The following is a 22,180-nucleotide window of genomic DNA, read 5'->3' as shown; positions in this document are numbered from 1 at the left end:
TTGACCGAAAGGGATCTTTTTTTTATGCATGTTTTAGATACAGTTGCATATTTTCCTATTGGGAGGGATTTCGTATGTCAACGTATCAAGAGTGGTATGAGAAATGGTTAAAAGAACCGATTCTCGAGACGATCCGTTTTCATCAGCAATGGTTATTACAAGACCCTTTTGACTTAGAAACAAGTAGTCATGAATCATTGAAAAAAAGATTAAAAAAATTGGAAGCAGAAGTGAAATCTGCCTCACCCGATCCAAATAGCTACTATCAATATTTGAAAAAGTTGGTAGATATCGAAAAGGAATATACTACTTTTCAAGAAGAAAACATCTACGAACCTTATTATGGAACCGCATACCTCAGTAGTGAAGAAACGAGTGAAACACATACATATGACCCTGTTCCTATTGGAGGGCATACATTACCCCCCTTACCTTATGCTTACAACGCTTTAGAACCATACATCGATGAACAGACCATGTATTTGCACCATGATGAACATCATAAAAAATATGTAGATGATCTGAATAAAGCAGAAAAAATGCTGGAAAAAGCGAGAATCACCAATCAATATGACCTCATAAAACATTGGGAACGCGAACTCGCTTTCAACGGTGCCGGACACTATTTACATACTATCTTTTGGGAAGTGATGAGTCCAAACGGTGGTGGAGAACCGAGCGGTTCCTTAAAAAGAGAAATTTGCCGCGATTTTGGGAGCTTTCACCAATTTAAAAAACATTTCTCTGAGGCAGCTGAAAAAGTAGAAGGCGGCGGGTGGGCAATTCTTGTCTACAGCCCTAGGTCACAACGTTTGGAAATTTTACAAGCAGAGAAACACCAAAACCTCTCCCAATGGGATGTCATTCCACTTTTAACTCTTGATGTTTGGGAGCATGCCTATTATTTAAAATATCCCAACAAACGGAAAGAATATATCAAAAATTGGTGGCATGTCGTCAACTGGCCAGCAGTACAGGAACGTTATCGTAAAGCAAAAAAATTAGCTTGGACTCCATATTAAGGGTAATAGAAAAGCACTTTCCTATATAATAAAAATAAGCAATGCGGAATAGAACATACTTTTATACACATCCCACCACATACCACCATTCACCCTACTATTGGCTATTTTTTTATAGAGGGGACAGGGATGATGAGTAAAAAAAGAAAGACGAGAGATAAAGAAAGTCAACAAAAAGCCAAAGCACGCTACACCAATCGAGCAAATATCTTCTACAAAGAAGAAGTAGCTCCTCTAGAGAAAGCTTACAAACGTGCTTTATCAGGAGAGCAATACCGAGAAGCTGAAGACATTTTCAGGAAGATTCGGGAATCGAAGAAACGGCATCGCACAATATTAATGAGGAAAGAGTTTGTGAGGATAAAATGAAAGACAACGAGTGCGGCCGGGTCCCTCCTGGAGTGGAGCGAACCCGGCCGTTTCACAAGCAGCTAACTTCCTTTTTTGTCTTTGGGAAGTCAGTTACTTCTTGTCCGCCTTGGAAGATTCGTTCTTCTCTTCCTTTGTACGGATATCATGTGCCGTCTTGGCATTGGCCATGGCAACAATCACTCCCGCCGTAAAGAGCAGGAAAGGACTCTTACCAGAAGCCTTATCAATCTGTTCGAAGAGATCAACCGGCTTTTCCTTGATGTACCAAGCTGCGTTGGTATAACCAACAGTCCCATAAAGCTTCGCGAGAGACGTGGTCAGGGGATAGGCAATGGCGAAACAACACTTGTTGAACAGCCAGTACCCGAACTGATACTTCTTGAAGCGTCCAACGAAGGGAGAAATCCACTCGTGAACAGTGTGGACTCGCCTTGCCAGACGGTGGAGGAACAGGAACAGGATGACGGTAACGCATACGGAGATGTTTTCCATCACCTTCCGCATACTTGCTTCCGCATCTTCCTGCTGCAACTTCAACTTCGTGTAACCCTGCTGCTTCGCACGGACAATGCAGAGCAGATCCTTGATCGAGAAGTTGTTCCTGCCGAACTCCTTGATGATCATCCGATCCGCGAGCTCATAGAGCTCTGCGACAGGAGCGGTAGCCATCTCCCACTCCTGCTCAAGACGATGCTCAGCCGAAGATCGAATCGCCTCGACGATGTCATCGTTGTAGACCTGAATGGACTTCGATGCCGAATCGACGATTCGAACAATTGGGTTTGTCTTTCCGACATCACCACTCTGCCAATCCTGTCCAGCGTGCTCCTTGTTCTGAGTGGCGATCCCATCAGCAATGGTCTCGTCAGATGCGAGGAGTGGCTCATCTCCAACCAAAGCTTTCTTGACGGTGCCTCGAAGCGTACCTTCTACTTCCTCACCGCACTTCTGTGACACAAGGTTGAGGAAATCGTCCCCGAGGTCTCCGATGATGTCCATGGTCAGAGCCGTGATGATTTGGTGACACGTTTCACGGTGCCGCATCTCCTCATCAACCGCCCTCTGACACTGTTCAAGTGTCAGTTCGGGGAACCGCTTCCGCTTCTTCGGGTCGGTGACCATCTCAAGATACAGCGCAACTGCGATGCTGTGGTATCCCAGTTCCTTGATTCGAGGAATCTTGATGTGAGGGTTTTCTTCCTCGATCTTACGAAGACTCGCGGGAAGCTCTTCGTCAGCCCACGGGATAGCGATCTTCGGATACTTCTCCTGCAGATATTGCTTGATCTCAGGGAGTTCCGGGTTGATCAGACGGAGGCGGTGATCGAGCAACCTCCGCGCGTCTTCGTACAGCTGTTCACTGTGGTAGCCACTTGCCAAATTACTGGTGCCCACTTACTGTCCTTTCAACGTGGGGGGACCGACTTGGTCTTAATCCCATTATAAAGACGTTGTGCTCTAAGAAGCAAATTTATTTTCTCTGTATTAACAAAAATTTAAAAAACCCTTTCAAAATTGAAAGGGTATACATTTTCTAATATTTCGATTTTACTTTGCGAATTTTATGCCATTTTATGTTCAATCCTTAATTTATCGGCAACCATCGCGATGAATTCACTATTGGTAGGTTTTGCTTTGGTAACATTTATCGTATAACCAAATAAATTTTTAATGGAATCCATATTCCCTCTACTCCAAGCAACCTCGATGGCATGACGAATAGCTCTTTCCACTCGGCTAGGGGTAGTATTGAATTTTTTGGCAATTCGAGGGTATAACGTTTTTGTAATTGCTCCGAGCAAGTCAACTTCATTATACACCATGGTGATCGCTTCTCTTAAATACAAATAACCTTTTATATGAGCTGGAACTCCGATCTCATGAATGACGGTAGTAATATTTGCATCTAAATTACCAAGGCGTGATGATACGGGAACCGCAGCACGAACACGGGAAGTAGTTGGTGCAGTTTGTCCGATCATTTGACGAATTCGCTCTGTGAGCACATCCATATCAAATGGCTTCAAAATGTAGTAAGATGCCCCTAGCTCCACGGCGCGCTGGGTAATATTTTCTTGGCCAAAAGCAGTTAACATGACAATTTTTGGTGCTGGTGACAAGTTCATCTGCTGGAGTTGTTCCAATACCCCTAATCCGTCCAAATGAGGCATGATAATATCTAATACGAGTACATCTGGAGTCCGCTCCTTTATCAGTTCTAGTACCTCTCCACCATTGTGAGCTGCTCCCAATACTTCCATATCTTCTTGACTGTTAAAATGATCTTTTAATAATTGCGTAAACTCTCGATTATCATCCGCAATAATCAATTTAATCAAATCTCTCTCCCCCTTCTCTCATCAAAACTGTTGTTTAACATTTTCGACAAATGAATTCTTCTTTCCTTCTTCCTATAATTACCACAAAGAGATATCATTTCAAAAAACGGGGCACCTACAGAAAAAAGCGGCACCTGTTAAGGTATCCGCAATGGTTTGTATTCCCGCATCCTTGAGCATCCATTCGATAAAAGTACCATATCCAGCAGAAGGATCATTAACAAAAACATGAGTCACCGCACCTATTATTTTACCATTTTGTATAATCGGACTTCCACTCATCCCTTGAACTATCCCCCCAGTTAGTTTCAAGAGTCGTGGATCTGTCACTTTTAGAATAAGACCTTTTGTGGAAGCAGAGCGCTGTTTGTTCACACTCACAATTTGGATTTTAAAGGACTCTACTTTTTGTCCATTTACCACCGTTAATATGTTTGCTGGACCTTCTTTCACTTCTTCTTGTAATCCTACAGCTATCGGCTTATTATATAACCCTTTATTTGGTAATTCACGCATTTCCCCAAATATTCCAAAGGGAGTGTTCCGGACAATATTCCCAAGTATTTGATCTTCATCGGTAAAAATCGCACGCTTTTCACCCGGTTCGCCTGATTCACCCTTTTGAATCGAGGTAACATGTGAACGAAGAACTTTTCCTTGTCCTACTACGATCGGCTGCCCTGTATCAACATCTGATATCACATGACCAAGTGCTCCGTATTTGTGTGCTATTGGATCTAAAAAAGTTAATGTCCCAACACCAGCTGCCGTATCGCGTACATACATCCCCATTCGATAAGTCTGTTCCTTTTGATCCATAAGTGGTTTTAAACGTACCTGATGCTGTTTGTTTGCTCTTAGTACAATAAAATGTAAAAACTTATTTGCCTTTCCTGCTTCCATAGCAAGTAGACCAAGTGTCTTTACACTCGTAGCTGCTTGACCATTGACACGTAAAATGGTATCTCCTACTTGAATCCCAGCTCTTTCAGCAGGAGAAATATTACCAGCAGATGTTTGAATCAAATTATGTCCTACCACCATAATCCCTTTGGATTTCAATTTAATCCCGATTGACTGACCACCTGGAATTACCTTCACAGGAGGAACTACTTGGACAGTTGCGCGTTTGACGGGTATTTTCCCAATGTTTAGGGTAGCATAATGAATACCTGCTTTATCCGCGCTATATTGGACTGGTAAATGAGCAGGTTTTATTAACAGTTCTCCATTCACCATCCGGATTTTGCTTGGAAAGGCCATGAAATCTTGCCAAGTCGGCGACAAACTGACAACGGTTAGGAGAAGGACAAAAATAAGGCCTAAACTTCTCTTCAACCATTTTTGCTGCACACTACCACTCTCCTGCGAGTTCTACCTATTCCTTCGCACTTGAGAGGCTTGTGAAGTTAATTTGCCCTTGATACTGTTTCCTTATAAGTAACAAATGCTTCCTAGCCCATAAACAGTTTGGAACATTTTCGTTACTGTCTTGTTTTGACTTTATTCGCTAAAAATAACATTTCAGCAGCATGCTGCTTTGTTCTGGCTGTAACTTCTGCCCCGCCGAGCATTCGAGATAATTCCATAATTCTCCCTGCTTTATCCAGCTTTACAACTCCAGAACTTGTCTTTTGATCACTGATCTGTTTGGATACATAAAAATGGACATCAGCCATACACGCCACTTGCGGCAAATGGGTAACACACAGCACTTGGTTTTCAGAAGCAAGTAAGGCTATTTTTTCAGCAATCGCCTGAGCCGCTCGACCACTCACCCCTGTGTCTACTTCGTCAAATATCAACGTTTGTACTGGATCACGCCCACTAAAAATGCATTTTAATGCCAGCATGATCCGAGATAACTCCCCGCCTGAGGCAATTTTGGTTAATGACTTGAGAGGTTCTCCAGGGCCTGGGGAAAGTTGAAACTCGACTTGATCCATCCCAGTCACCGTGATTGCTGCTTTTTGCAAGGGATCAGGAAAAAAAGAAACATGAAAAACACTGGAACCCATCATCAAATCAGCTAATTGCACTTCGACTTGTACTTCCAGCTCTGAAGCTGCTTGTTTTCTTAACTGAGTCAACCCTGCTGCTTTTTGCAATAACTCATTCTTCAACTGCTTTTGTTTCTCGTATAGATGTTCTTTATTTTCTTCCACATTCAAAAGCCGCTCTAATTCTTCTTCTGCACTCTCCAGATAGTTCAAAATATCAGAGGTGGTCTCTCCATATTTGCGCTGCAATTGCCGGATCGTATGAATTCGATCCTGTACTTCATATAACCGCTCTGGCGAAAAGTCTAAGCTGTCTTGATAAATACTCAGATCTCGAGCTGCTTCCTCTAATTGAAAAGTAGCTGCTTCCATCGTTTCTAATATGCTTTGGATAGCGGAATCAAGTCCTGCCACTTCTTGCAAATTGTATACCGCTCGACGCAGCTGAGTGATTCCACCGCCTTCAGCCGATAAAATCTGATAGGCTCCTGATACCCGGGAAACTAATTTTTCACCACCAGCTAACCGTTTTTCTTCTTCTTGCAATGTCTCTTCTTCCCCAGACACCAATCTTGCATCTTTTATTTCAGATACCTGAAACTGGAGCATATCTACTCGCCGTTCCATCTCTTGCTGATCGAGATCGAGCTGTGCAATTTGTTTGGTTATCTCTTGATATTGACGATATACATTTTGGTATTCCCTACGTTTATCTAAGATTTTAGATCCACCAAACTGATCCAACCAGACAAGATGCTCTTCTACTTGCAGCAATCCCGTATGCTCATGTTGACCATGTATATGAATGAGATAATTTCCTAATTGTTTTAACATAGCTAAAGTGATCATACGTCCATTAACTCGACAAGTGCTCTTCCCATTTATTGCAATCTCTCTGCGAATGATGAGATACTCTTCTTCTGCCTCAATATCCCATTCTTTTAACAATGCGATAGCAGGATGGTCTGCTGGGAAGTCGAAACTAGCCTCAATAATTGCTTTTGGAGAACCATGACGAACAAAATCACTAGAAGCTCTGCCTCCAATGACTAGTCCAAGAGCATCTATTAAGATGGATTTCCCTGCCCCAGTTTCCCCCGTCAATACGTGGAAACCTTGGTCAAAAGTCAGGTTTATATTTTCTACGATGGCAAATTGATGGATGGACAGTTCTTTTAGCATAAACTCATCTTCCCCTACAACATGTCTAAGAACCGTTGAACTATTTCTTCCGCTACTGGTTTGGATCGACAAATGATCAAAATCGTATCGTCTCCAGCAATCGTCCCCAATATTTCATCCCAATCAAGATTATCTAATAAAGCTGCTATAGCATGGGCATTACCTGGCAATGTATTCATGACGACTAGATTTTCAGCAAAGTCTATCCCAACGAAAGATTCTTGCAATAATCGCTTTAATTTTTGCAATGGGTTAAAGCGACGGTCTGCAGGCAAGGAGTATTTATAGGCCCCATTGCTAAGTGGAACTTTTACGAGATGCAATTCTTTGATATCACGGGAAATCGTCGCTTGTGTGACGTTATAGCCAGCTTTTTTTAACTCCGCTACTAAATCATCCTGCGTTTCAATATCTTTACTTGTTATGATCTCCCGAATACGAATATGACGCTGTGCTTTCATGAAAATCGCTCCTACTGCTCTTGCAATTTTTTGCGGATTACTTCAAAGAAAGTACGCTCTTTCCATTTGATCAAATGTGTGGAACAAGGTGACTTCCCAATTCGAACAATATCTCCACGTTCTAACGTAAATCCTTCTTGACCATCTATTGTAACACCAATTTCGTTGTGATTGGCTGCAACCTCGATTTCTAAAATACTATTTGCCGGAAGCACCATAGGACGTGAAGTTAAGGTATGCGGGCAGATTGGCGTGAGTAAAATACACTCCAAGCCTGGCCAAACAATAGGACCCCCACAGGAAAGGGAGTAAGCAGTGGAACCCGTTGGAGTAGAAATAATAACCCCATCCCCAGAGTAAGTACTGACAAAGGTTCCGTCCATTTTTACGGTACACGTAATCATCCGGCTAAAAGAACCTTTTGCGATTCCAATATCATTTAAGGAAATTCCTCTTTTGATCACTTCATCTTGGCGAATCACTTCTGCTTCTAGCATGAGTCTTTTCTCGACACAATAATCTCCCGCTAATATTCGATCAACGGATGCAGAGAGGTCTTCTGGTTCTGCTTCGGATAAAAAACCGAGGTATCCCAAATTAATCCCCAATATGGGGATGCGGGAACCGGCTAATTTTCTCGCCACTCCAAGTAGTGTACCATCTCCACCGAGCACAAAGGTACAGTCTACATGTATAGGAAAGTCATCCAAAGGAATCCCTTTATGTTCTTGACCAAGTACTTTTGCCAGATCTGTATCAAGACATACAGTAGCACCTTTGTATTCAATCAGATCTGTCAGCTTTTTTGCAACCGTCAGTGCCGTAGATTTAGTTTGATTAGCCATGATGCCTATTGTTTTCATCTGTCCACCTCAAGGTTACGCTTATCATTTTTGTATTATCCACATCAAAATCATACCAATTAAGAAAGTAATCACATAACCCATTGGAAATTTTTTTTGTGATTCCAATAACGCCGCATGAGAAAACTGTACAAGTGACACTTTATTTTTTGCTTTATCGACATATACAATTCCTGCTGGTCGATAGAGCAAAAAAAATGGGAAAAGATGATCACGGATAGCTGCTCCTGTTTTGCGTAAAGGTTTTCTCTCTTTTGCGACAAGCACCACATATAATAAATCTTCTTTCATCGCCAAAAAATCGATAAACATTCTGCTCTCATATGGCTCTTTATCCAATTCGATGGAGATAGGAATTTTTTTCTTTCCTTCAATGGGTTCATAACCATATTCTCGAAGTAAATCTGCTACTTCGCCTTTTATCTGTTTGGGTTCTTTTTGTGTTTTGTTCAATAGTATGTCTTTGGCAAATTGAAAAGAAACCCATTTTCTCAGTATCAAAAATAAAATAAATAGAATGATAAGTACTAAAACAATGGAATCACCTGAGTGTGACACGCTCCCTCCCTCTCTCCATAAGAAAACTATTCTTCCAACATGGGGGATTGATGAGCTTCTTGTAATACCAGCTCGATCTGCTCCTCTATAGAAAAAGAACGTTCGTCCGTTCCCTTTATCAGATACGCTAAAAATTCTATATTTCCTTTTCCTCCCCTTATCGGCGAGGAAGAAAGACCTGCGATTCCATAACCTTCTCGGGTGAACATTTCGATCATTCTTTTCAATACATCACGATGAACAGCTGCATCACGCACTATTCCTTTTTTCTCCACTTGATCTTTTTGAGCTTCAAATTGTGGTTTAATCAAAGCTACTACTTCACTTTTATCAAGTAGTAATCGATTTAACGTCGGAATGATATTCGATAAGGAGATAAAAGAAACATCGATAGTTGCAAAATTAGGAACTGGTCCTATTAAGTCTTTGGCTTGTACATGACGAAAATTCGTACGTTCCATCACTTTTACTCGTTCATCTGTACGAAGTTTCCAAGCAAGCTGACCATATCCCACATCTATGGCATATACATAGGAAGCTCCGTTTTGCAGGGAACAATCCGTAAAGCCGCCAGTGGACGCACCAATATCCAATACCACTTTATTCTTCATATCAATAGAAAAAACGTGAAGTGCTTTTTCTAGTTTTAAGCCTCCGCGGCTTACATAAGGATGGGTTTCTCCTTTTATGTGAATTGAACTATCCACTGGATACTTAGTACCCACTTTGGTCGAAGACTCATTGTCTACAAAAACAAGCCCAGCCATAATGGCCCGCTGGGCTTGTTCCCGACTGGGATAATATCCTTTTTGTACAAGGAGAATGTCTAATCTTTCCTTAGCCATTCGATTACCTCAGATCTTTTGAATATCAGGGACACAACTTTTCCTTGCAATCTCGCAAATCCCCTCAGCTGTCAAACCAATTTCTGCTCGTTGTTCACTGACACTGCCATGTTCTACATAGTAATCAGGTACACCGAGGATAGACACTCGCTGATTTTTGTTTTGTTCCGCGAAAAACTCCAATACGGCGCTGCCAAAACCACCAATTTTGGAGCCCTCTTCGACTGTGATGATGGGCAATCCCTCTTGATGGATAGAGAGCAACAGTTCTTCATCTAAGGGCTTTGCAAAACGAGCATTGACCACTTTCGCTTGAATTCCTTCTTCGGCCAGTTGTTCTGCTGCTTCTACAGCTACAGAAACCATGTTTCCGAACGCAAGAATTGCCACATGATTCCCTTCTCGAATTGTTTCCGATTTTCCGATCGGGATCAATTGAAAGTCCTCATCCATCGGAACTCCTTCGCCTTCACTTTTGGAGTATCTCACCGCAATCGGCCCTGATTCGTATTGGGTAGCAGTATAAAGCATATGTTGTAATTCGTTTTCATCTTTTGGCATCATGATCACTAATCCGGGTTGAGAGCGCATGAAGTTGATGTCATATACACCTTGGTGTGTCTCGCCATCTTCCCCAACAAAACCAGCTCGATCAACTGCAAAAACAACATTTAAATGTTGGCGGCAAACATCGTGAATCAATTGATCATATCCACGCTGTAAAAAAGTCGAATAGATGGCTAGCACAGGCTTCAACCCTTGTGTCGCTAACCCCGCTGCAAATGTTGTGGCATGCTGCTCTGCAATTCCTACATCAAAACAACGCTCTGGATAGGTTTGCTGAAATTTGTCCAATTTAGAACCTGTGATCATAGCTGGTGTGATAGCGACGATCTTTTGATTTTTCGCAGCAAGTTTGATCATTGTTTCTCCAAATACGGCTGGATAAGCAGGAGCATTAGCCTTTTTCTTTTGAAAAGCACCCGACTCAATTTTATAAGTCCCTACGCCGTGGAAGTTGACTGAATCGTCTTCTGCTGGTTTATATCCTTGGCCTTTTTTCGTAATAACATGCACAAGTACAGGTCCCTTTGTATTTTCAGCTTGACGCAAACACTCCATTAGTTCATCCATATGGTGACCATCAACTGGACCTAGATAAGTAAAACCAAGCGTTTCAAAAAGCACACCTGAAACCAATAAAAATTTAATGCTGTCTTTTACTCGTTCTAGTGTTTTTGCCACTGGCCCCCCAATAGTAGGGATTTTTTTCAGTACTTGTTCTACTTCTGCCTTCATTTTGTTGTAATGGCGATGAGTACGTAGTCTACCCAAGTAGTTATGTAATGCACCTACATTAGGACTAATAGACATTTCATTATCATTTAAAATGACAATTAAATCTTTTTGTTCTTGACCGATATGGTTAAGTGCTTCTAGAGCCATACCACCTGTTAGCGCACCATCCCCAATTATCGCTACTACTTTGTTACTTTCCCCTTTGATATCTCGAGCAGCAGCCATTCCCATCGCTCCAGATAAAGAAGTACTACTGTGCCCTGTCTCCCATACATCATGCTCACTTTCACTCATCTTAGGAAATCCGCAAAGACCTTTGTATTGCCGAAGAGTGGAGAATTTGTCTCCTCGTCCAGTTAATAATTTGTGTACATAGGCTTGATGACCTACGTCCCATAAAAACTTATCATTTGGACTGTTAAATAAATAGTGCAGGGCAATTGTTAATTCTACTACACCAAGGTTTGATGCTAAATGACCACCTGTACTGGACAGACTGTTAATGAGAAACTGCCTTATTTCTTCCGCCAACTGAGGAAGTTGATCCTCCGATAATTTCTTTAAGTCTGTAGGTGTTTGGATCTGCTCGAGGAGCAAGAAAGACCGCCTCGCTTTCATAGTTGTATATTCGTTCAGAAAAATGCCGGTCTATTTGAAGACCGGTAACGATGAACGTTTCTATGTATCTTTGGTCACAAAAAGGTGTTCAAATTACTAGATTTTGAAATACATTATAGCATAGGTAAGCCTTACCTGTCCCGTAAGAGTAAATAATCTGCTAGCTCCAATAACCGAGTTGGATCTAAGTCTTCTCTATTCTGAATCGATCCACGTGCGATGTGAATACAATCTTGTAATCTTTTTCTCGACTCATCTAATCCAAGTAAGGATGGATATGTAGCCTTCCTATTATGTTCATCACTACCAACAGGTTTTCCGATGACTTCTTGGTCTCCAACCACATCCAATATATCGTCTTGAATTTGGAATGCCAATCCCAACTGATAAGAAAAAGTCATCAATGCTTCTAATGTTTCTTGTTTTGCTCCAGCAATTAATGCTCCAACTCGTATAGAATAAGTAATTAAATCACCTGTTTTCCGACGATGTATTTCTTCCAATTCATCTAATGTAATGGATTTGGATTCACTTTCCATGTCTTGCACCTGACCATTGATCATGCCCTGTGTACCTGCATACCGCACTGCTTCTTGAATTAAATCGAGAGAAACGCCAGCAGGTAAATGAGCTTCTCTTGCTCCTTTTGCGATCAACCCGAAGGCCTCGGTCAATAAACCATCTCCTGCAAGAATAGCCATTGCTTCCCCGAACACTTTATGGTTCGTCAACTTTCCGCGGCGATAATCATCATCATCCATCGCTGGTAAATCATCATGAATTAAAGAATAGGTATGGATCATTTCAATCGCACAGCCAAAAGGGAAAGCCGTTTCTATGCTTCCTCCTAGTGCTTCTGTTGTAGCAATGGTAAGAACAGGGCGGATCCGCTTTCCACCTGCGAGTAAGGAATAGCGCATTGCTTTTTGCAGTGTGGCAGGGATACTTGTCCATTCCATACTAATGGTATCCAGCTCTTGATGAACTATTTCTGCCATATTTTTTATGTATGTTCTTGCCTCTGTCATGATCGTAATCTTCCTTCCTCACGCACATCATTCGAAAAACATCTACGCTCATTTGTAAAATTTTTGCACGAATAGATTGGAACACTGGATTAAGTCGTTTGATATATGTGTTTTCCGCGACTGCCTACGAAAAAACACAAAGGACGCTCCCAATCACATATGCATTTTTGCGTTGAATCATGCAACAGGCACTTATGTATTTTCTTCTCGAATAGGCTGAAATGGCTTTTTCGTCCATTCACCGTTCTCTTCTACCAATATTTCCACTTGTTGCTCTGCCCAGTCCAACTTCTTACGACAAATGCCTGCTAACTTTGTACCTTCTCCATATAACTTAATCGCTTCTTCCAAAGGGATATCACCATGTTCCAATTGGGCTACAACTTCTTCCAATCGCTCCATTGCCTGTTCAAAAGTTAAATCGCTCATGTTCATTCCTCCTTCTTCCATACCTGACACTTTAATTTCCCTTCTGCGAGTTGTACATCAATCAAATCGCCAGGGTTCACTTGTTCAGCAGAGGTAACTAACTCATTTCCAGATAAACGATATACTAATGAATATCCCCGTTTCATTACAGCGAGAGGGCTTACCGATTCTAAACGTGTAATAAGTCTTTCAAATCGCTTCTCTTTCTGTTCCAGTGATTGCTGAAACAAATAGTCTTTCTCCCTCGAAATTCGTTCCAATTTAGCCTTAGCATTTGCAACTTGTGTTCGAGGCTGGCGAGATTCCAGTTGGTGAATAAATCGTTCTAATCTTCGATCCTCTCTCGAATAATTGGTTGCTAACGTTTGGTTCAATCGCTTTGTCAAGTATTGAAATTTCTCTTGGTGAGGGATCAATTTACGATTGGGATGCTGAAAAATCGGTCGTTCTATCAGTCGATTAACCTCAGTACGACGAGAATCTAGCAGCTTTTTAGGCAGTAGAGCTAATCTCGAAGCAAGAGAGGAAAATCTCATCTTTAAGTCTTCTTGATTCGGCACAGCTAACTCTGCTGCTGCAGTTGGAGTAGCAGCCCGAACATCCGCTGCAAAATCACTGAGTGTCGTATCTGTTTCATGACCAACAGCAGAAATAATCGGGATGGTAGAATTTGCAATACTCCTTACGACGATTTCCTCATTGAAAGCCCATAATTCTTCAATCGAGCCTCCACCACGCCCAACAATCAACACATCCACTTCAACCCGTCGATTCATTTCTTCAATAGCTTGTGAAATTTCCCAAGCTGCCACATCGCCCTGAACTTGTACAGGGTAGAGTAAAACATTTGCTTGTGGATAACGACGTTGCAAAGTAGTGACCATATCTCTGACAGCCGCTCCATGTGGCGAAGTGATTAAGCCAATCCGCTTTGGATGAGGAGGTAAAGGAAGTTTCTCGCGATGGAAAACCCCTTCTTTCTCTAACTGTTCTTTGAGAGATTGAAATCGGGTAAACAAATCTCCTTGACCGCTGTTTCGCATTTCCAACGCCCGAATCTGCACTTGTCCATCACGATCATACACATCAAGCTGTCCACGAATTGTAACTCTATCTCCATTTTTCGGTTTAAACAACAAATATCTAGCAAACCGAGCAAAAAAGACAACCCGCATTCTCGCTGATTCATCTTTTAAAGTAAAGTACATGTGGCCGCTTGCATGATGAGTAAAGTTAGAAATTTCACCTTCAACCCGAAGTGACTGTGACTTAGGATCTTTGGTAACAAGTGAGGTAAGATGGGCTACTAACTGGCGTACCGTCCATACCTCTTTGGCCATTATCTTGCATGCCTTTTTGCAGATTCAATCGTGTTCGCCATTAACATAGTAATTGTCATAGGGCCCACACCACCCGGAACTGGTGTGATCGCAGATGCAATTTCGCTTACTTCATCAAACTTAACATCTCCAACTAATCCTTCTTCCGTTCTATTCACCCCAACATCAATGACGACTGCACCAGGTTTTACATGATCACGTGTGATCATTTCTGCACGTCCTACTGCAGCGATCAAAATATCTGCTTGTTTGGTAATAGCTGCTAAATCACTTGTTTTTGAGTGACAGATGGTCACCGTCGCATCTTTCTGCAATAACAGCATGGCTACAGGTTTTCCTACAATATTACTTCTGCCCACTACAACAGCATGTTTTCCTTGGATAGGCACATCGGTTCTTTCAAGTAACTCGATGATTCCCTGTGGTGTACAAGACAAAAAGGTCTCTAACCCTATCACCATCCGGCCAACACTCTCAGGATGGAAACCATCGACATCTTTTTCCGCAGCAATTGCTTCAATGATGCGCTGCTCTGAAATTTGTTTTGGCAATGGAAGTTGAACCAATATCCCATGAACAGTAGTATCTTGGTTCAACTTCTCTACTTTATCCAATAGTTCTTGTTCACTGATCGTCTCTTCTAAACGAATCAAAACAGACTCCATACCAATCTCTTCGGCTGCACGGATTTTTCCTTTGACATAAGATTCAGACGCAGGATGATTTCCTACTAAAACTACTACTAATTTAGGAAAAATCTGATTTTTCCTCAACTCACTTACTTCTGCTTTTAACTCTTGACGAATATCTGCTGCTATTTGTTTTCCACTAATAATTTTTGCTGGCATTCTTGTTTCACCTCTTTATATAATATCTATAGTTTACCATTTGTTTGGAAACATGTAACTATTTAGCTAGGAGGAGTAGAAGATGAACCGGATATTTGCTGACCTTCATATCCACCTAGGAAGAACCGAAAGCAATTTACCTGTGAAAATAACTGCTGCCCGTAATATGACCTTCCGTCATGTCGTAAAAGAGGCAAGTGGAAATAAAGGCTTGTCTATGATTGGTATTATCGATGCGCATTCTCCGCCTGTTCAAGCAGAAATTCAAGCTGGCCTTGCCGAAGGTATCTATCAAGAACATCCAGATGGCGGAATTGTATATCAAAATACGGTTTGTTTGCTGGGAGTCGAAGTAGAGTGCAGGGAACCGAATACGGCTCCTTTTCACATGTTGGCTTACTTTCCAACGCTAAAGTCAATCAAACAGTTTACAGCATGGCTGGAATTGCATATGAAAAATGTCCAACTCAGCACCCAGCGGCTCTATCAACCTGTATCGGCTTTCATGGCTAAAGTAAAAAGCTTGCAAGGTTTAGTGGTACCTGCACATATTTTTACTCCTTTTAAAAGTCTATACGGAAGTGCGACAACTTCCATCAGAAATCTATTGGATCTATCTTTACTAGACGCAGTGGAGATAGGATTGAGTGCAGATACCTTAATGGCAGATCAGATCAGCGAATTAGCATCTCTACCATTTTTAACAAATTCAGATGCTCATTCCCTCCCAAAAATCGGAAGAGAGTACAATGAATTTTTGGTAAAAGAACCTAGTTTCCAAGAATTTACGTATGTGCTGCAACAAAAGAGAGGCAGAAAAATTGTTGCCAATTATGGACTAAATCCACGATTAGGCAAATATTATCAAACTTTTTGCCTGGTCTGTGAGCTTCAAAAAGAGACAGCCAAAGAGACCTGTCCTAATTGTGGCAGCATCAAAGAAGTGACTGGAGTAAAAGATCGTATTGAAATGATAAGAGATCAACTTTCTACATCTCCAAAAAACCGTCCACCCTATATCCACCAAATACCTTTAGCTTTTATTCCGAAAGTAGGTCAGAAAACTATTTCCAAGCTTATATCGCATTTTGGATCGGAAATGAATATTTTGCATCATGCACCGATTGAGGAAATTGCCAAAGTAACAAATGTTACGTTAGCAGATTATATCGATCGAGCACGCAAAAATAACTTAGCAGTAGAAAGAGGGGGAGGAGGGACATTTGGAAAAGTTATTTCTTCACCTCTAACTCAGCAATAATCTTGCCGAGAATACCATTTACAAAACGTCCAGCTTCTTCACCACTAAATGCTTTTGCCAAATCTATTGCTTCATTCACAACGACTTTGGAAGGGATATCCTTTTGATAGAGCAATTCATAAACTGCCAAACGGAGAACTGCTCGATCAACGATGGAAAGACGATCGAGTGACCATCCGCTTTTTACATACCGACGGATGTAAGGATCAATCTCTTCCATATGTGTTGTTATTCCATTTCGCACGATCTCATAGTAACTTTTATCCTCACTAGAAAGCTTTGCTTCATTCGGTGCAAAAATATCCCCCTGATCTTCGGGGTGCACTAATTGTTGATATTGGCGTTGAATAACGAGCTCACGAACTAACCGACGACTCATAGGTCTTTCACCTCCAAAAAAATCCCGAGCCAAAAGGCTCGGTATCTTTATAACAATCTTTTATAGTACAAAAGAACCAACACTTTTTTGCATAACAATCCTTATTTTAAACGATTTGGCTTCTCTTGTTTCTCTTTCGGTTTCTCAGGTTGTGGAACACGAATTCCTTCTACTTGAACGATAACTTGATCCACAACAATACCTGTCATCGCTTCAATTGCTGATTTTACTTGTTCTTGCACTTCTTGACCGACGTTAGGAATATGGTATCCATATTCGACAATGATCGATACTTGAATGGCAGTTTGCTCGTCTAAAGCTACTTGAATACCTTGTCGTAAGTTTTTACGTCCGAGTAGTTGGTTGATATCTCCGACTACCCCACCTTTCATGCCACTGACACCTTCCACTTTAGAAGCTGCCATTCCAGCTATTATCTCAAGCACTTCTGGTGCAATCTCCACTTTTCCTAAAGGCCCTACACGTTCCATCATATTTCACCTTCTTCGAACAAGTTTATCCCTTCCAAAAACTGAATATGAAAATCTCCCTCTACAAAGTTAGGTTGAGACATCATTTTGATATGGAAAGGAATGGTGGTATGCACTCCCTGAATAGCAAATTCAGTAAGTGCCCGGCTCATTCTCGCAACAGCTTCATTTCGATCTTTACCCCAAACGATCAATTTCGCAACCATTGAATCGTAGTAGGGGGTAATAGTATACCCCGGATAACATGCGCTATCAACTCGCACACCTGTTCCACCGGGAGGCAGATAAAATTGTATCGTCCCAGGAGAAGGAAGGAAGTTTTTCTCTGGTCGTTCCGCATTAATGCGACATTCAATAGCCCAACCATTGATTTGGATATCTTCTTGAGTGACAGATAACGGATGTCCTGCTGCTACTAAAATTTGCTCTTTTACTAAGTCTACACCAGTAATTAACTCTGTAACAGGGTGTTCTACTTGAATTCGAGTATTCATCTCCATAAAATAAAAGTTTTGGTCACGATCAAATAGAAATTCAATGGTACCTGCTCCGGAATAGTTTACTGATTTTGCTGCTGAAATCGCAGCTTGACCCATCTTTTCTCTTATTTCGGGAGAAATTGCAGGAGATGGAGCTTCCTCGATCAATTTTTGATAACGCCGTTGAATCGAACAATCTCTTTCCCCAAGATGAATGACATTGCCATGATTGTCTGCTAAAACTTGAATCTCAATATGCCGAGGTTCGACAAGGAATTTTTCCAAGTATACACCGGGATTTCCAAAGTTAGCTTCTGCTTCTTTCTGTGCGAGATTCACTGCATTCACTAGTTCTTCTTCGCTGTATACGACTCGCATTCCTTTTCCGCCACCGCCAGCCGTCGCTTTGACGATAACAGGGAAACCGATTTCTTTGGCTGTTTCCAATGCTACTTGGATATCTTTGATGACACCTTCGGTACCCGGTACAACTGGTACACCGCTATCCATCATCGTTTCCCGTGCAGTTGTTTTGTCTCCCATTTTAACAATCGCTTCTGGAGATGGACCGATAAAGATAATATTACAGCTGGCACATAACTCTGCAAAAGCAGCGTTTTCTGCCAAAAAACCGTAACCTGGATGAATCGCATCGACTTCTAACAATGTTGCAGCACTCATAATATTGGTCATGTTCAGATAGCTGTCACGGGACATTGCTGGACCGACACAATATGCTTCATCTGCAAGGGTTACATGGAGAGCTTCTCGATCTGCTTCGGAATAAATGGCAACAGTCGCAATCCCGAGCTCACGGCATGCTCGAATAATTCGAACCGCAATCTCTCCACGGTTGGCTACTAATATTTTTTTAAACATCATTGTCTCCTCCTTCCCTAAGAAGGTTTCACAAGAAATAGGGCTTGACCATACTCTACTAGCTGTCCATTCTCTACTAGTACTTTCTCAATGGTACCACTTACTTCTGCTTCTAGCTCATTCATCAACTTCATAGCTTCGACAATACAGACTACTGAGTTACTGTTGATGGCATCTCCTTCTTTTACATAAGGATCGGAATCTGGAGAAGACGCACGATAAAACGTCCCTACCATTGGTGAAACAATTTTATGTAAGTTGCTGTCTGTTGATTCCTCAGCAGGGGTAGATACAGCTGGTGTCGTTGCCTCTGCTACTTGTACTGGGGCAACGGCTTGTGGCACAAAAGGAACAGGTGCGGTAACTTGTCCAGTGATCACTTCTGCTTTTGCCTTCTTAATCGCTACTTTCTCTCCATCTTTTTCAAGCTCAAATTCATCAATAGAAGATTCATCAATTAAACGAATAAGTTCACGTATTTCATGCATTTTTAATGTCATTGTGCCTTTTTCCTCCTTGAAAACATTACGTCCTTATCATATCCATTTTTGTTGGAAAAGGCTAGTGTAGAAGTAAGATGATACATTTTTATGATTCATTTTATTATTAAAGTAAATATGTTGAAATTTAAATATTTCTCTATTATGATGAAGTTACTCGATGGAAACATCGTTTTTGTGGGAAGGGGAATTATGAACATCTTTGGACCGTCCTCGCCGCTCGCTTCGTCCATCGCGAGGGTACTGATGCTGCCGATCACGCTGTACCTCTGGATATGGGGTCAGATAGGTTGGTGGCTGGGCAAGCTGCTGATCTGGATGAACGTTCCCGATGTCACTCAGAGTGACATGAGGGACTTCTTCGTAATCATCGGTTTGATCGTGCTCGGTGTCGCGGTCTGGAAGGGTGGCGGCCGAGACCTCTGGGCGAAGAGGCCGTTCAAGAAGAAGTAACCCCTTACCGTCTGTGCACTTCTGGCGACAGAAGTGCACAGACGGTTCCCCACCAAATTAAAAATAAACTGACCCAATATCGGGTCAGTTTTCTAATTTCTGCTTCCACTCTGCTATAATAAATAAAGTAAATGACCATATTTTCACCCTTTAGGAGGACCCTTTGATGTCCAAATTACCATTACGTTCTGAGCAAGACAAAGCTACTCAGTGGAAATTAGAAACGATTTTCCCTACTGATGATGCTTGGGAAGCAGAATTTGCTGCCGTAAAGAAATTGATTCCAAACTTACGTCAGTTTGAAGGAAAACTGGCAGACTCTGCTTCTACGTTTTATCAAGCACTTTCCACTCGAGATGAACTTTCCCAGCGCATCGGCAAACTATTTGTCTATGCCCGTATGCGTTACGATCAAGACACGACCAATTCCCACTATCAAGCATTCAACGATCGCGCCACCAGCTTGACGACAGAAGCAGGCAGTGCACTTTCTTATATGCGTCCAGAAATATTGGCTATACCAGCAAACACGATTCAGAAATTTTTACAATCAGAGCCAAAATTACAGCTATATGCTTATGAACTGGAAGAATTGGATCGTTTCCGTCCACATGTATTATCTGCCAAAGAAGAAGCTCTGCTCGCGGAAGCTAGTGAAGTGTTAGGTGCATCACGGAATACATATGGTTTACTCAATAACGCCGATATCAAGTTCCCTACCATCAAAGATGAGAATGGGGAAGAAATCGAGATCACTCATGGCCGGATGATTCAACTCTTGGAAAATACGGATGATCGCGTTCGTAAAGATACTTTTCATGCTATCTATGAAACCTATGGCGGGTTAAAAAATACATTTGCAAGTACCCTTTCTTCTCATGTAAAAAAACACAATCTCATCGCTCGCTTACGACACTATGATTCTGCTCGGCAGCGGTCACTCAGCGGTTACAATATTCCAGAAAAAGTGTACGATCAATTAATCGCGATCGTTCATGAAAACTTACCTTTGCTGCACCGCTATATCAATCTCCGAAAAAAAGCAATGGGTGTGAAAAAGCTTCATATGTATGATCTCTACACTCCATTTATCCAGCACACACCAAAAAAGATCACTTATGATGAAGCCAAAGACATCGTCATCACTGGGCTTTCTCCACTAGGAAAAGAGTATAGCAATACCTTGCACCAAGCTTTTCGTGATGGTTGGATCGATGTATATGAAAACCAAGGAAAACGCAGTGGCGCATATTCTTTTGGTACCTATGGTACGAACCCATTTGTGTTATTAAACTGGCAAGATAGTATGGATAACATGTTTACCCTCGCGCATGAAATGGGACACTCCATGCACAGCTATTACACACGGAAAACTCAACCTTATGTTTACGGAGATTATTCCATCTTTGTTGCAGAAGTAGCTTCTACTTGTAATGAGGCAATTTTAGGAGACTACCTGCTTCAAACTACAAAAGACCGAAATGACCGACTCTACCTATTAAATCATCAAGTAGATAAATTCCGCGGAACGGTCTTCCGTCAGACGATGTTCGCTGAATTTGAACTCATCATCCATCAACGAGCACAAAATGGGGAAGCATTGACTGCTGATACATTGACCAAAATCTACTATGAACTAAACCAAAAATATTTTGGCACTGACATCATCGTGGATGAACAAATCGGCCTAGAATGGTCTCGAATCCCTCATTTTTACTATGATTTCTATGTGTATCAATACGCAACAGGGACGAGTGCAGCTACCGCACTTGCCAAACAAATCTTAGAAGAGGGCAGACCAGCAGTTGACCGCTATCTCACGTTCTTGTCATCTGGTAGTTCCGCAGGCCCGATCGAAGTCTTGCAGCGCGCGGGTGTAGATATGACCAAACCTGACCCCATCCGCTCTGCATTTGATGTTTATGAAGGCTACTTGGATGAACTAGAAGAATTGTTATAAATAAAAAATACACACCCTCTAAAATAGACCATGATAACCCTTTAGGTCATCAAATCTATTCTTAGGGGGTGCTTTCCATTAGCAGAATTTCAGAGTTTATATCCATAAAATAAAAAAGCTGGGAGCTGACCACAAATAAACGAAATTAACTGCATTTTAGAGACTGTTAATCCCAAATCAAATCTTGGCTTAATTTTCCCGTTTCAAAAAAGTGTTTAAATGCCGCTACAACATCAGGGAATTCAACACAATATTCTGCTGGAAAATCAATTCCTATTTGTTCTACTGTAATATAAAGATATTCATCATTTGGAGTAACATGTGGATTCACTAGTTGGCTAGTCCCTAGTTGATCATCTTCTGGATAGTACTCTACAGCGTACACCTGTCTGTCCTCTATCAAATCCCCACCCCAAATCATTAAAAATCCGGTCCCTGTTAATTTGAGATCTGCTTGAGTAAATGTCTCGCCATCTATATGTGTTAACACTTGATAAATCTGTTCCCAGCTAGGGTTATCTATCGTTTGGGATTTTCCTTCTATGTTTAAAGTCCACTTTTCCATTTAGAAACT

Annotated in this window: 23 protein-coding genes; 5 read left to right on the top strand and 18 right to left on the bottom strand. The window is 41.6% G+C overall.

Translation table 11 applies throughout. From position 1 onward, the window contains the following. Nucleotides 1–74: 74 nt before the first annotated feature. The gene (locus tag AC5WOF_RS09395; protein ID WP_496049704.1) at nucleotides 75–1,022 is read left to right on the top strand and encodes a superoxide dismutase; all 948 of its coding nucleotides are present in this window, start codon (nucleotides 75–77) and stop codon (nucleotides 1,020–1,022) included. A 132-nt stretch (nucleotides 1,023–1,154) separates the two neighbouring features. Then, complete coding sequence (locus AC5WOF_RS09390; RefSeq protein ID WP_496049703.1) at nucleotides 1,155–1,391, top strand: hypothetical protein; 237 nt, start codon at nucleotides 1,155–1,157, stop codon at nucleotides 1,389–1,391. Nucleotides 1,392–1,484: 93 nt separating this feature from the next. Here the strand turns inward: AC5WOF_RS09390 and AC5WOF_RS09385 are convergent, their stop codons facing one another. The 13 genes from AC5WOF_RS09385 to folD form a co-directional block, all read right to left on the bottom strand. Next, nucleotides 1,485–2,789, bottom strand: coding sequence for a hypothetical protein (locus tag AC5WOF_RS09385; protein ID WP_496049702.1), 1,305 nt, complete (start codon nucleotides 2,787–2,789; stop codon nucleotides 1,485–1,487). 167 nt (nucleotides 2,790–2,956) lie between these two features. After that, nucleotides 2,957–3,733 (bottom strand): sporulation transcription factor Spo0A, encoded by a 777-nt coding sequence (spo0A, locus tag AC5WOF_RS09380; protein ID WP_496049701.1) that lies wholly within the window; start codon nucleotides 3,731–3,733, stop codon nucleotides 2,957–2,959. A gap of 99 nt (nucleotides 3,734–3,832) precedes the next feature. Continuing rightward, nucleotides 3,833–5,086, bottom strand: coding sequence for a SpoIVB peptidase (gene spoIVB, locus AC5WOF_RS09375; RefSeq protein ID WP_496049700.1), 1,254 nt, complete (start codon nucleotides 5,084–5,086; stop codon nucleotides 3,833–3,835). Between the two features lie 131 nt (nucleotides 5,087–5,217). Continuing rightward, nucleotides 5,218–6,915: a DNA repair protein RecN gene (gene recN / locus AC5WOF_RS09370; protein WP_496049699.1), complete on the bottom strand. Its 1,698-nt coding sequence runs from the start codon at nucleotides 6,913–6,915 to the stop codon at nucleotides 5,218–5,220. Nucleotides 6,916–6,929: 14 nt separating this feature from the next. Further along, nucleotides 6,930–7,376: a transcriptional regulator AhrC/ArgR gene (ahrC, locus tag AC5WOF_RS09365; RefSeq protein WP_496049698.1), complete on the bottom strand. Its 447-nt coding sequence runs from the start codon at nucleotides 7,374–7,376 to the stop codon at nucleotides 6,930–6,932. Between the two features lie 11 nt (nucleotides 7,377–7,387). Beyond that, entirely contained in the window at nucleotides 7,388–8,239 is an 852-nt protein-coding gene (locus AC5WOF_RS09360; protein ID WP_496049697.1) for an NAD(+)/NADH kinase, read from the bottom strand. Between the two features lie 24 nt (nucleotides 8,240–8,263). Beyond that, nucleotides 8,264–8,797, bottom strand: coding sequence for a hypothetical protein (locus AC5WOF_RS09355; protein WP_496049696.1), 534 nt, complete (start codon nucleotides 8,795–8,797; stop codon nucleotides 8,264–8,266). 26 nt (nucleotides 8,798–8,823) lie between these two features. Next, nucleotides 8,824–9,642 carry a TlyA family RNA methyltransferase gene (locus tag AC5WOF_RS09350; RefSeq protein ID WP_496049695.1) on the bottom strand — a complete coding sequence of 273 codons (819 nt, stop codon included), beginning with the start codon at nucleotides 9,640–9,642 and terminating at the stop codon, nucleotides 8,824–8,826. Between the two features lie 9 nt (nucleotides 9,643–9,651). Next, a complete protein-coding gene (gene dxs / locus AC5WOF_RS09345; protein ID WP_496049694.1) occupies nucleotides 9,652–11,538 on the bottom strand; it encodes a 1-deoxy-D-xylulose-5-phosphate synthase in 1,887 nt (628 codons plus the stop codon). Between the two features lie 152 nt (nucleotides 11,539–11,690). After that, nucleotides 11,691–12,587: a polyprenyl synthetase family protein gene (locus tag AC5WOF_RS09340; protein WP_496049693.1), complete on the bottom strand. Its 897-nt coding sequence runs from the start codon at nucleotides 12,585–12,587 to the stop codon at nucleotides 11,691–11,693. 192 nt (nucleotides 12,588–12,779) lie between these two features. Beyond that, the gene (xseB, locus tag AC5WOF_RS09335) at nucleotides 12,780–13,022 is read right to left on the bottom strand and encodes an exodeoxyribonuclease VII small subunit (protein WP_496049956.1); all 243 of its coding nucleotides are present in this window, start codon (nucleotides 13,020–13,022) and stop codon (nucleotides 12,780–12,782) included. Beyond that, nucleotides 13,019–14,356, bottom strand: coding sequence for an exodeoxyribonuclease VII large subunit (xseA, locus tag AC5WOF_RS09330; RefSeq protein ID WP_496049692.1), 1,338 nt, complete (start codon nucleotides 14,354–14,356; stop codon nucleotides 13,019–13,021). The genes xseB and xseA overlap by 4 nt, the downstream gene beginning before the upstream one ends. After that, nucleotides 14,356–15,204 (bottom strand): bifunctional methylenetetrahydrofolate dehydrogenase/methenyltetrahydrofolate cyclohydrolase FolD, encoded by an 849-nt coding sequence (gene folD, locus AC5WOF_RS09325; protein WP_496049691.1) that lies wholly within the window; start codon nucleotides 15,202–15,204, stop codon nucleotides 14,356–14,358. The genes xseA and folD overlap by 1 nt, the downstream gene beginning before the upstream one ends. A gap of 82 nt (nucleotides 15,205–15,286) precedes the next feature. Here folD and AC5WOF_RS09320 point away from each other — a divergent pair, with 82 nt between their 5' ends. Continuing rightward, nucleotides 15,287–16,465 (top strand): endonuclease Q family protein, encoded by a 1,179-nt coding sequence (locus AC5WOF_RS09320; protein WP_496049690.1) that lies wholly within the window; start codon nucleotides 15,287–15,289, stop codon nucleotides 16,463–16,465. On the opposite strand, the gene nusB is transcribed toward AC5WOF_RS09320, so the two are convergent. The 4 genes from nusB to accB all read right to left on the bottom strand — a co-directional run bounded on the left by nusB (nucleotide 16,437) and on the right by accB (nucleotide 19,193). Continuing rightward, nucleotides 16,437–16,844: a transcription antitermination factor NusB gene (gene nusB / locus AC5WOF_RS09315; RefSeq protein ID WP_496049689.1), complete on the bottom strand. Its 408-nt coding sequence runs from the start codon at nucleotides 16,842–16,844 to the stop codon at nucleotides 16,437–16,439. The two genes, AC5WOF_RS09320 and nusB, sit on opposite strands and share 29 nt — an antisense overlap. A gap of 101 nt (nucleotides 16,845–16,945) precedes the next feature. Then, a complete protein-coding gene (locus AC5WOF_RS09310) occupies nucleotides 16,946–17,338 on the bottom strand; it encodes an Asp23/Gls24 family envelope stress response protein (protein ID WP_496049688.1) in 393 nt (130 codons plus the stop codon). Further along, the gene (gene accC, locus AC5WOF_RS09305) at nucleotides 17,335–18,693 is read right to left on the bottom strand and encodes an acetyl-CoA carboxylase biotin carboxylase subunit (RefSeq protein WP_496049687.1); all 1,359 of its coding nucleotides are present in this window, start codon (nucleotides 18,691–18,693) and stop codon (nucleotides 17,335–17,337) included. Before accC ends, AC5WOF_RS09310 begins: the two co-directional genes overlap by 4 nt. A gap of 17 nt (nucleotides 18,694–18,710) precedes the next feature. Continuing rightward, complete coding sequence (gene accB, locus AC5WOF_RS09300; RefSeq protein ID WP_496049686.1) at nucleotides 18,711–19,193, bottom strand: acetyl-CoA carboxylase biotin carboxyl carrier protein; 483 nt, start codon at nucleotides 19,191–19,193, stop codon at nucleotides 18,711–18,713. Between the two features lie 192 nt (nucleotides 19,194–19,385). On the opposite strand from accB, the gene AC5WOF_RS09295 reads away from it, so the two are divergent. Together AC5WOF_RS09295 and pepF are read left to right on the top strand one after the other, a co-directional pair. Beyond that, a complete protein-coding gene (locus AC5WOF_RS09295; RefSeq protein WP_496049685.1) occupies nucleotides 19,386–19,646 on the top strand; it encodes a hypothetical protein in 261 nt (86 codons plus the stop codon). 166 nt (nucleotides 19,647–19,812) lie between these two features. Further along, nucleotides 19,813–21,606, top strand: a complete 1,794-nt coding sequence (gene pepF / locus AC5WOF_RS09290; RefSeq protein WP_496049684.1) for an oligoendopeptidase F — start codon at nucleotides 19,813–19,815, stop codon at nucleotides 21,604–21,606. 166 nt (nucleotides 21,607–21,772) lie between these two features. Here the strand turns inward: pepF and AC5WOF_RS09285 are convergent, their stop codons facing one another. Further along, nucleotides 21,773–22,171: an Imm1 family immunity protein gene (locus AC5WOF_RS09285; protein ID WP_496049683.1), complete on the bottom strand. Its 399-nt coding sequence runs from the start codon at nucleotides 22,169–22,171 to the stop codon at nucleotides 21,773–21,775. Between the last annotated feature and the right edge of the window lie 9 nt (nucleotides 22,172–22,180).

The sequence above is a fragment of the Shimazuella sp. NTD250 genome (assembly GCF_059510375.1).
The sequence above is the reverse complement of the archived record's forward strand: the minus strand, read 5'-3'. Positions and strand labels throughout refer to the sequence as shown.

Excerpts from the sequence above, each read along its gene's own strand:
- accC (WP_496049687.1), bottom strand. The coding sequence starts at position 18,693 with ATGTTTAAAAAAATATTAGTAGCCAACCGTGGAGAGATTGCGGTTCGA.
- accB (WP_496049686.1), bottom strand. The coding sequence starts at position 19,193 with ATGACATTAAAAATGCATGAAATACGTGAACTTATTCGTTTAATTGAT.
- ahrC (WP_496049698.1), bottom strand. The coding sequence starts at position 7,376 with ATGAAAGCACAGCGTCATATTCGTATTCGGGAGATCATAACAAGTAAA.
- AC5WOF_RS09320 (WP_496049690.1), top strand. The coding sequence starts at position 15,287 with ATGAACCGGATATTTGCTGACCTTCATATCCACCTAGGAAGAACCGAA.
- AC5WOF_RS09340 (WP_496049693.1), bottom strand. The coding sequence starts at position 12,587 with ATGACAGAGGCAAGAACATACATAAAAAATATGGCAGAAATAGTTCAT.
- AC5WOF_RS09395 (WP_496049704.1), top strand. The coding sequence starts at position 75 with ATGTCAACGTATCAAGAGTGGTATGAGAAATGGTTAAAAGAACCGATT.
- AC5WOF_RS09350 (WP_496049695.1), bottom strand. The coding sequence starts at position 9,642 with ATGGCTAAGGAAAGATTAGACATTCTCCTTGTACAAAAAGGATATTAT.
- recN (WP_496049699.1), bottom strand. The coding sequence starts at position 6,915 with ATGCTAAAAGAACTGTCCATCCATCAATTTGCCATCGTAGAAAATATA.
- AC5WOF_RS09390 (WP_496049703.1), top strand. The coding sequence starts at position 1,155 with ATGAGTAAAAAAAGAAAGACGAGAGATAAAGAAAGTCAACAAAAAGCC.
- AC5WOF_RS09310 (WP_496049688.1), bottom strand. The coding sequence starts at position 17,338 with ATGATGGAACGTGTAGGGCCTTTAGGAAAAGTGGAGATTGCACCAGAA.
- folD (WP_496049691.1), bottom strand. The coding sequence starts at position 15,204 with ATGCCAGCAAAAATTATTAGTGGAAAACAAATAGCAGCAGATATTCGT.
- xseA (WP_496049692.1), bottom strand. The coding sequence starts at position 14,356 with ATGGCCAAAGAGGTATGGACGGTACGCCAGTTAGTAGCCCATCTTACC.
- AC5WOF_RS09285 (WP_496049683.1), bottom strand. The coding sequence starts at position 22,171 with ATGGAAAAGTGGACTTTAAACATAGAAGGAAAATCCCAAACGATAGAT.
- AC5WOF_RS09360 (WP_496049697.1), bottom strand. The coding sequence starts at position 8,239 with ATGAAAACAATAGGCATCATGGCTAATCAAACTAAATCTACGGCACTG.
- AC5WOF_RS09295 (WP_496049685.1), top strand. The coding sequence starts at position 19,386 with ATGAACATCTTTGGACCGTCCTCGCCGCTCGCTTCGTCCATCGCGAGG.
- xseB (WP_496049956.1), bottom strand. The coding sequence starts at position 13,022 with ATGAACATGAGCGATTTAACTTTTGAACAGGCAATGGAGCGATTGGAA.
- nusB (WP_496049689.1), bottom strand. The coding sequence starts at position 16,844 with ATGAGTCGTCGGTTAGTTCGTGAGCTCGTTATTCAACGCCAATATCAA.
- pepF (WP_496049684.1), top strand. The coding sequence starts at position 19,813 with ATGTCCAAATTACCATTACGTTCTGAGCAAGACAAAGCTACTCAGTGG.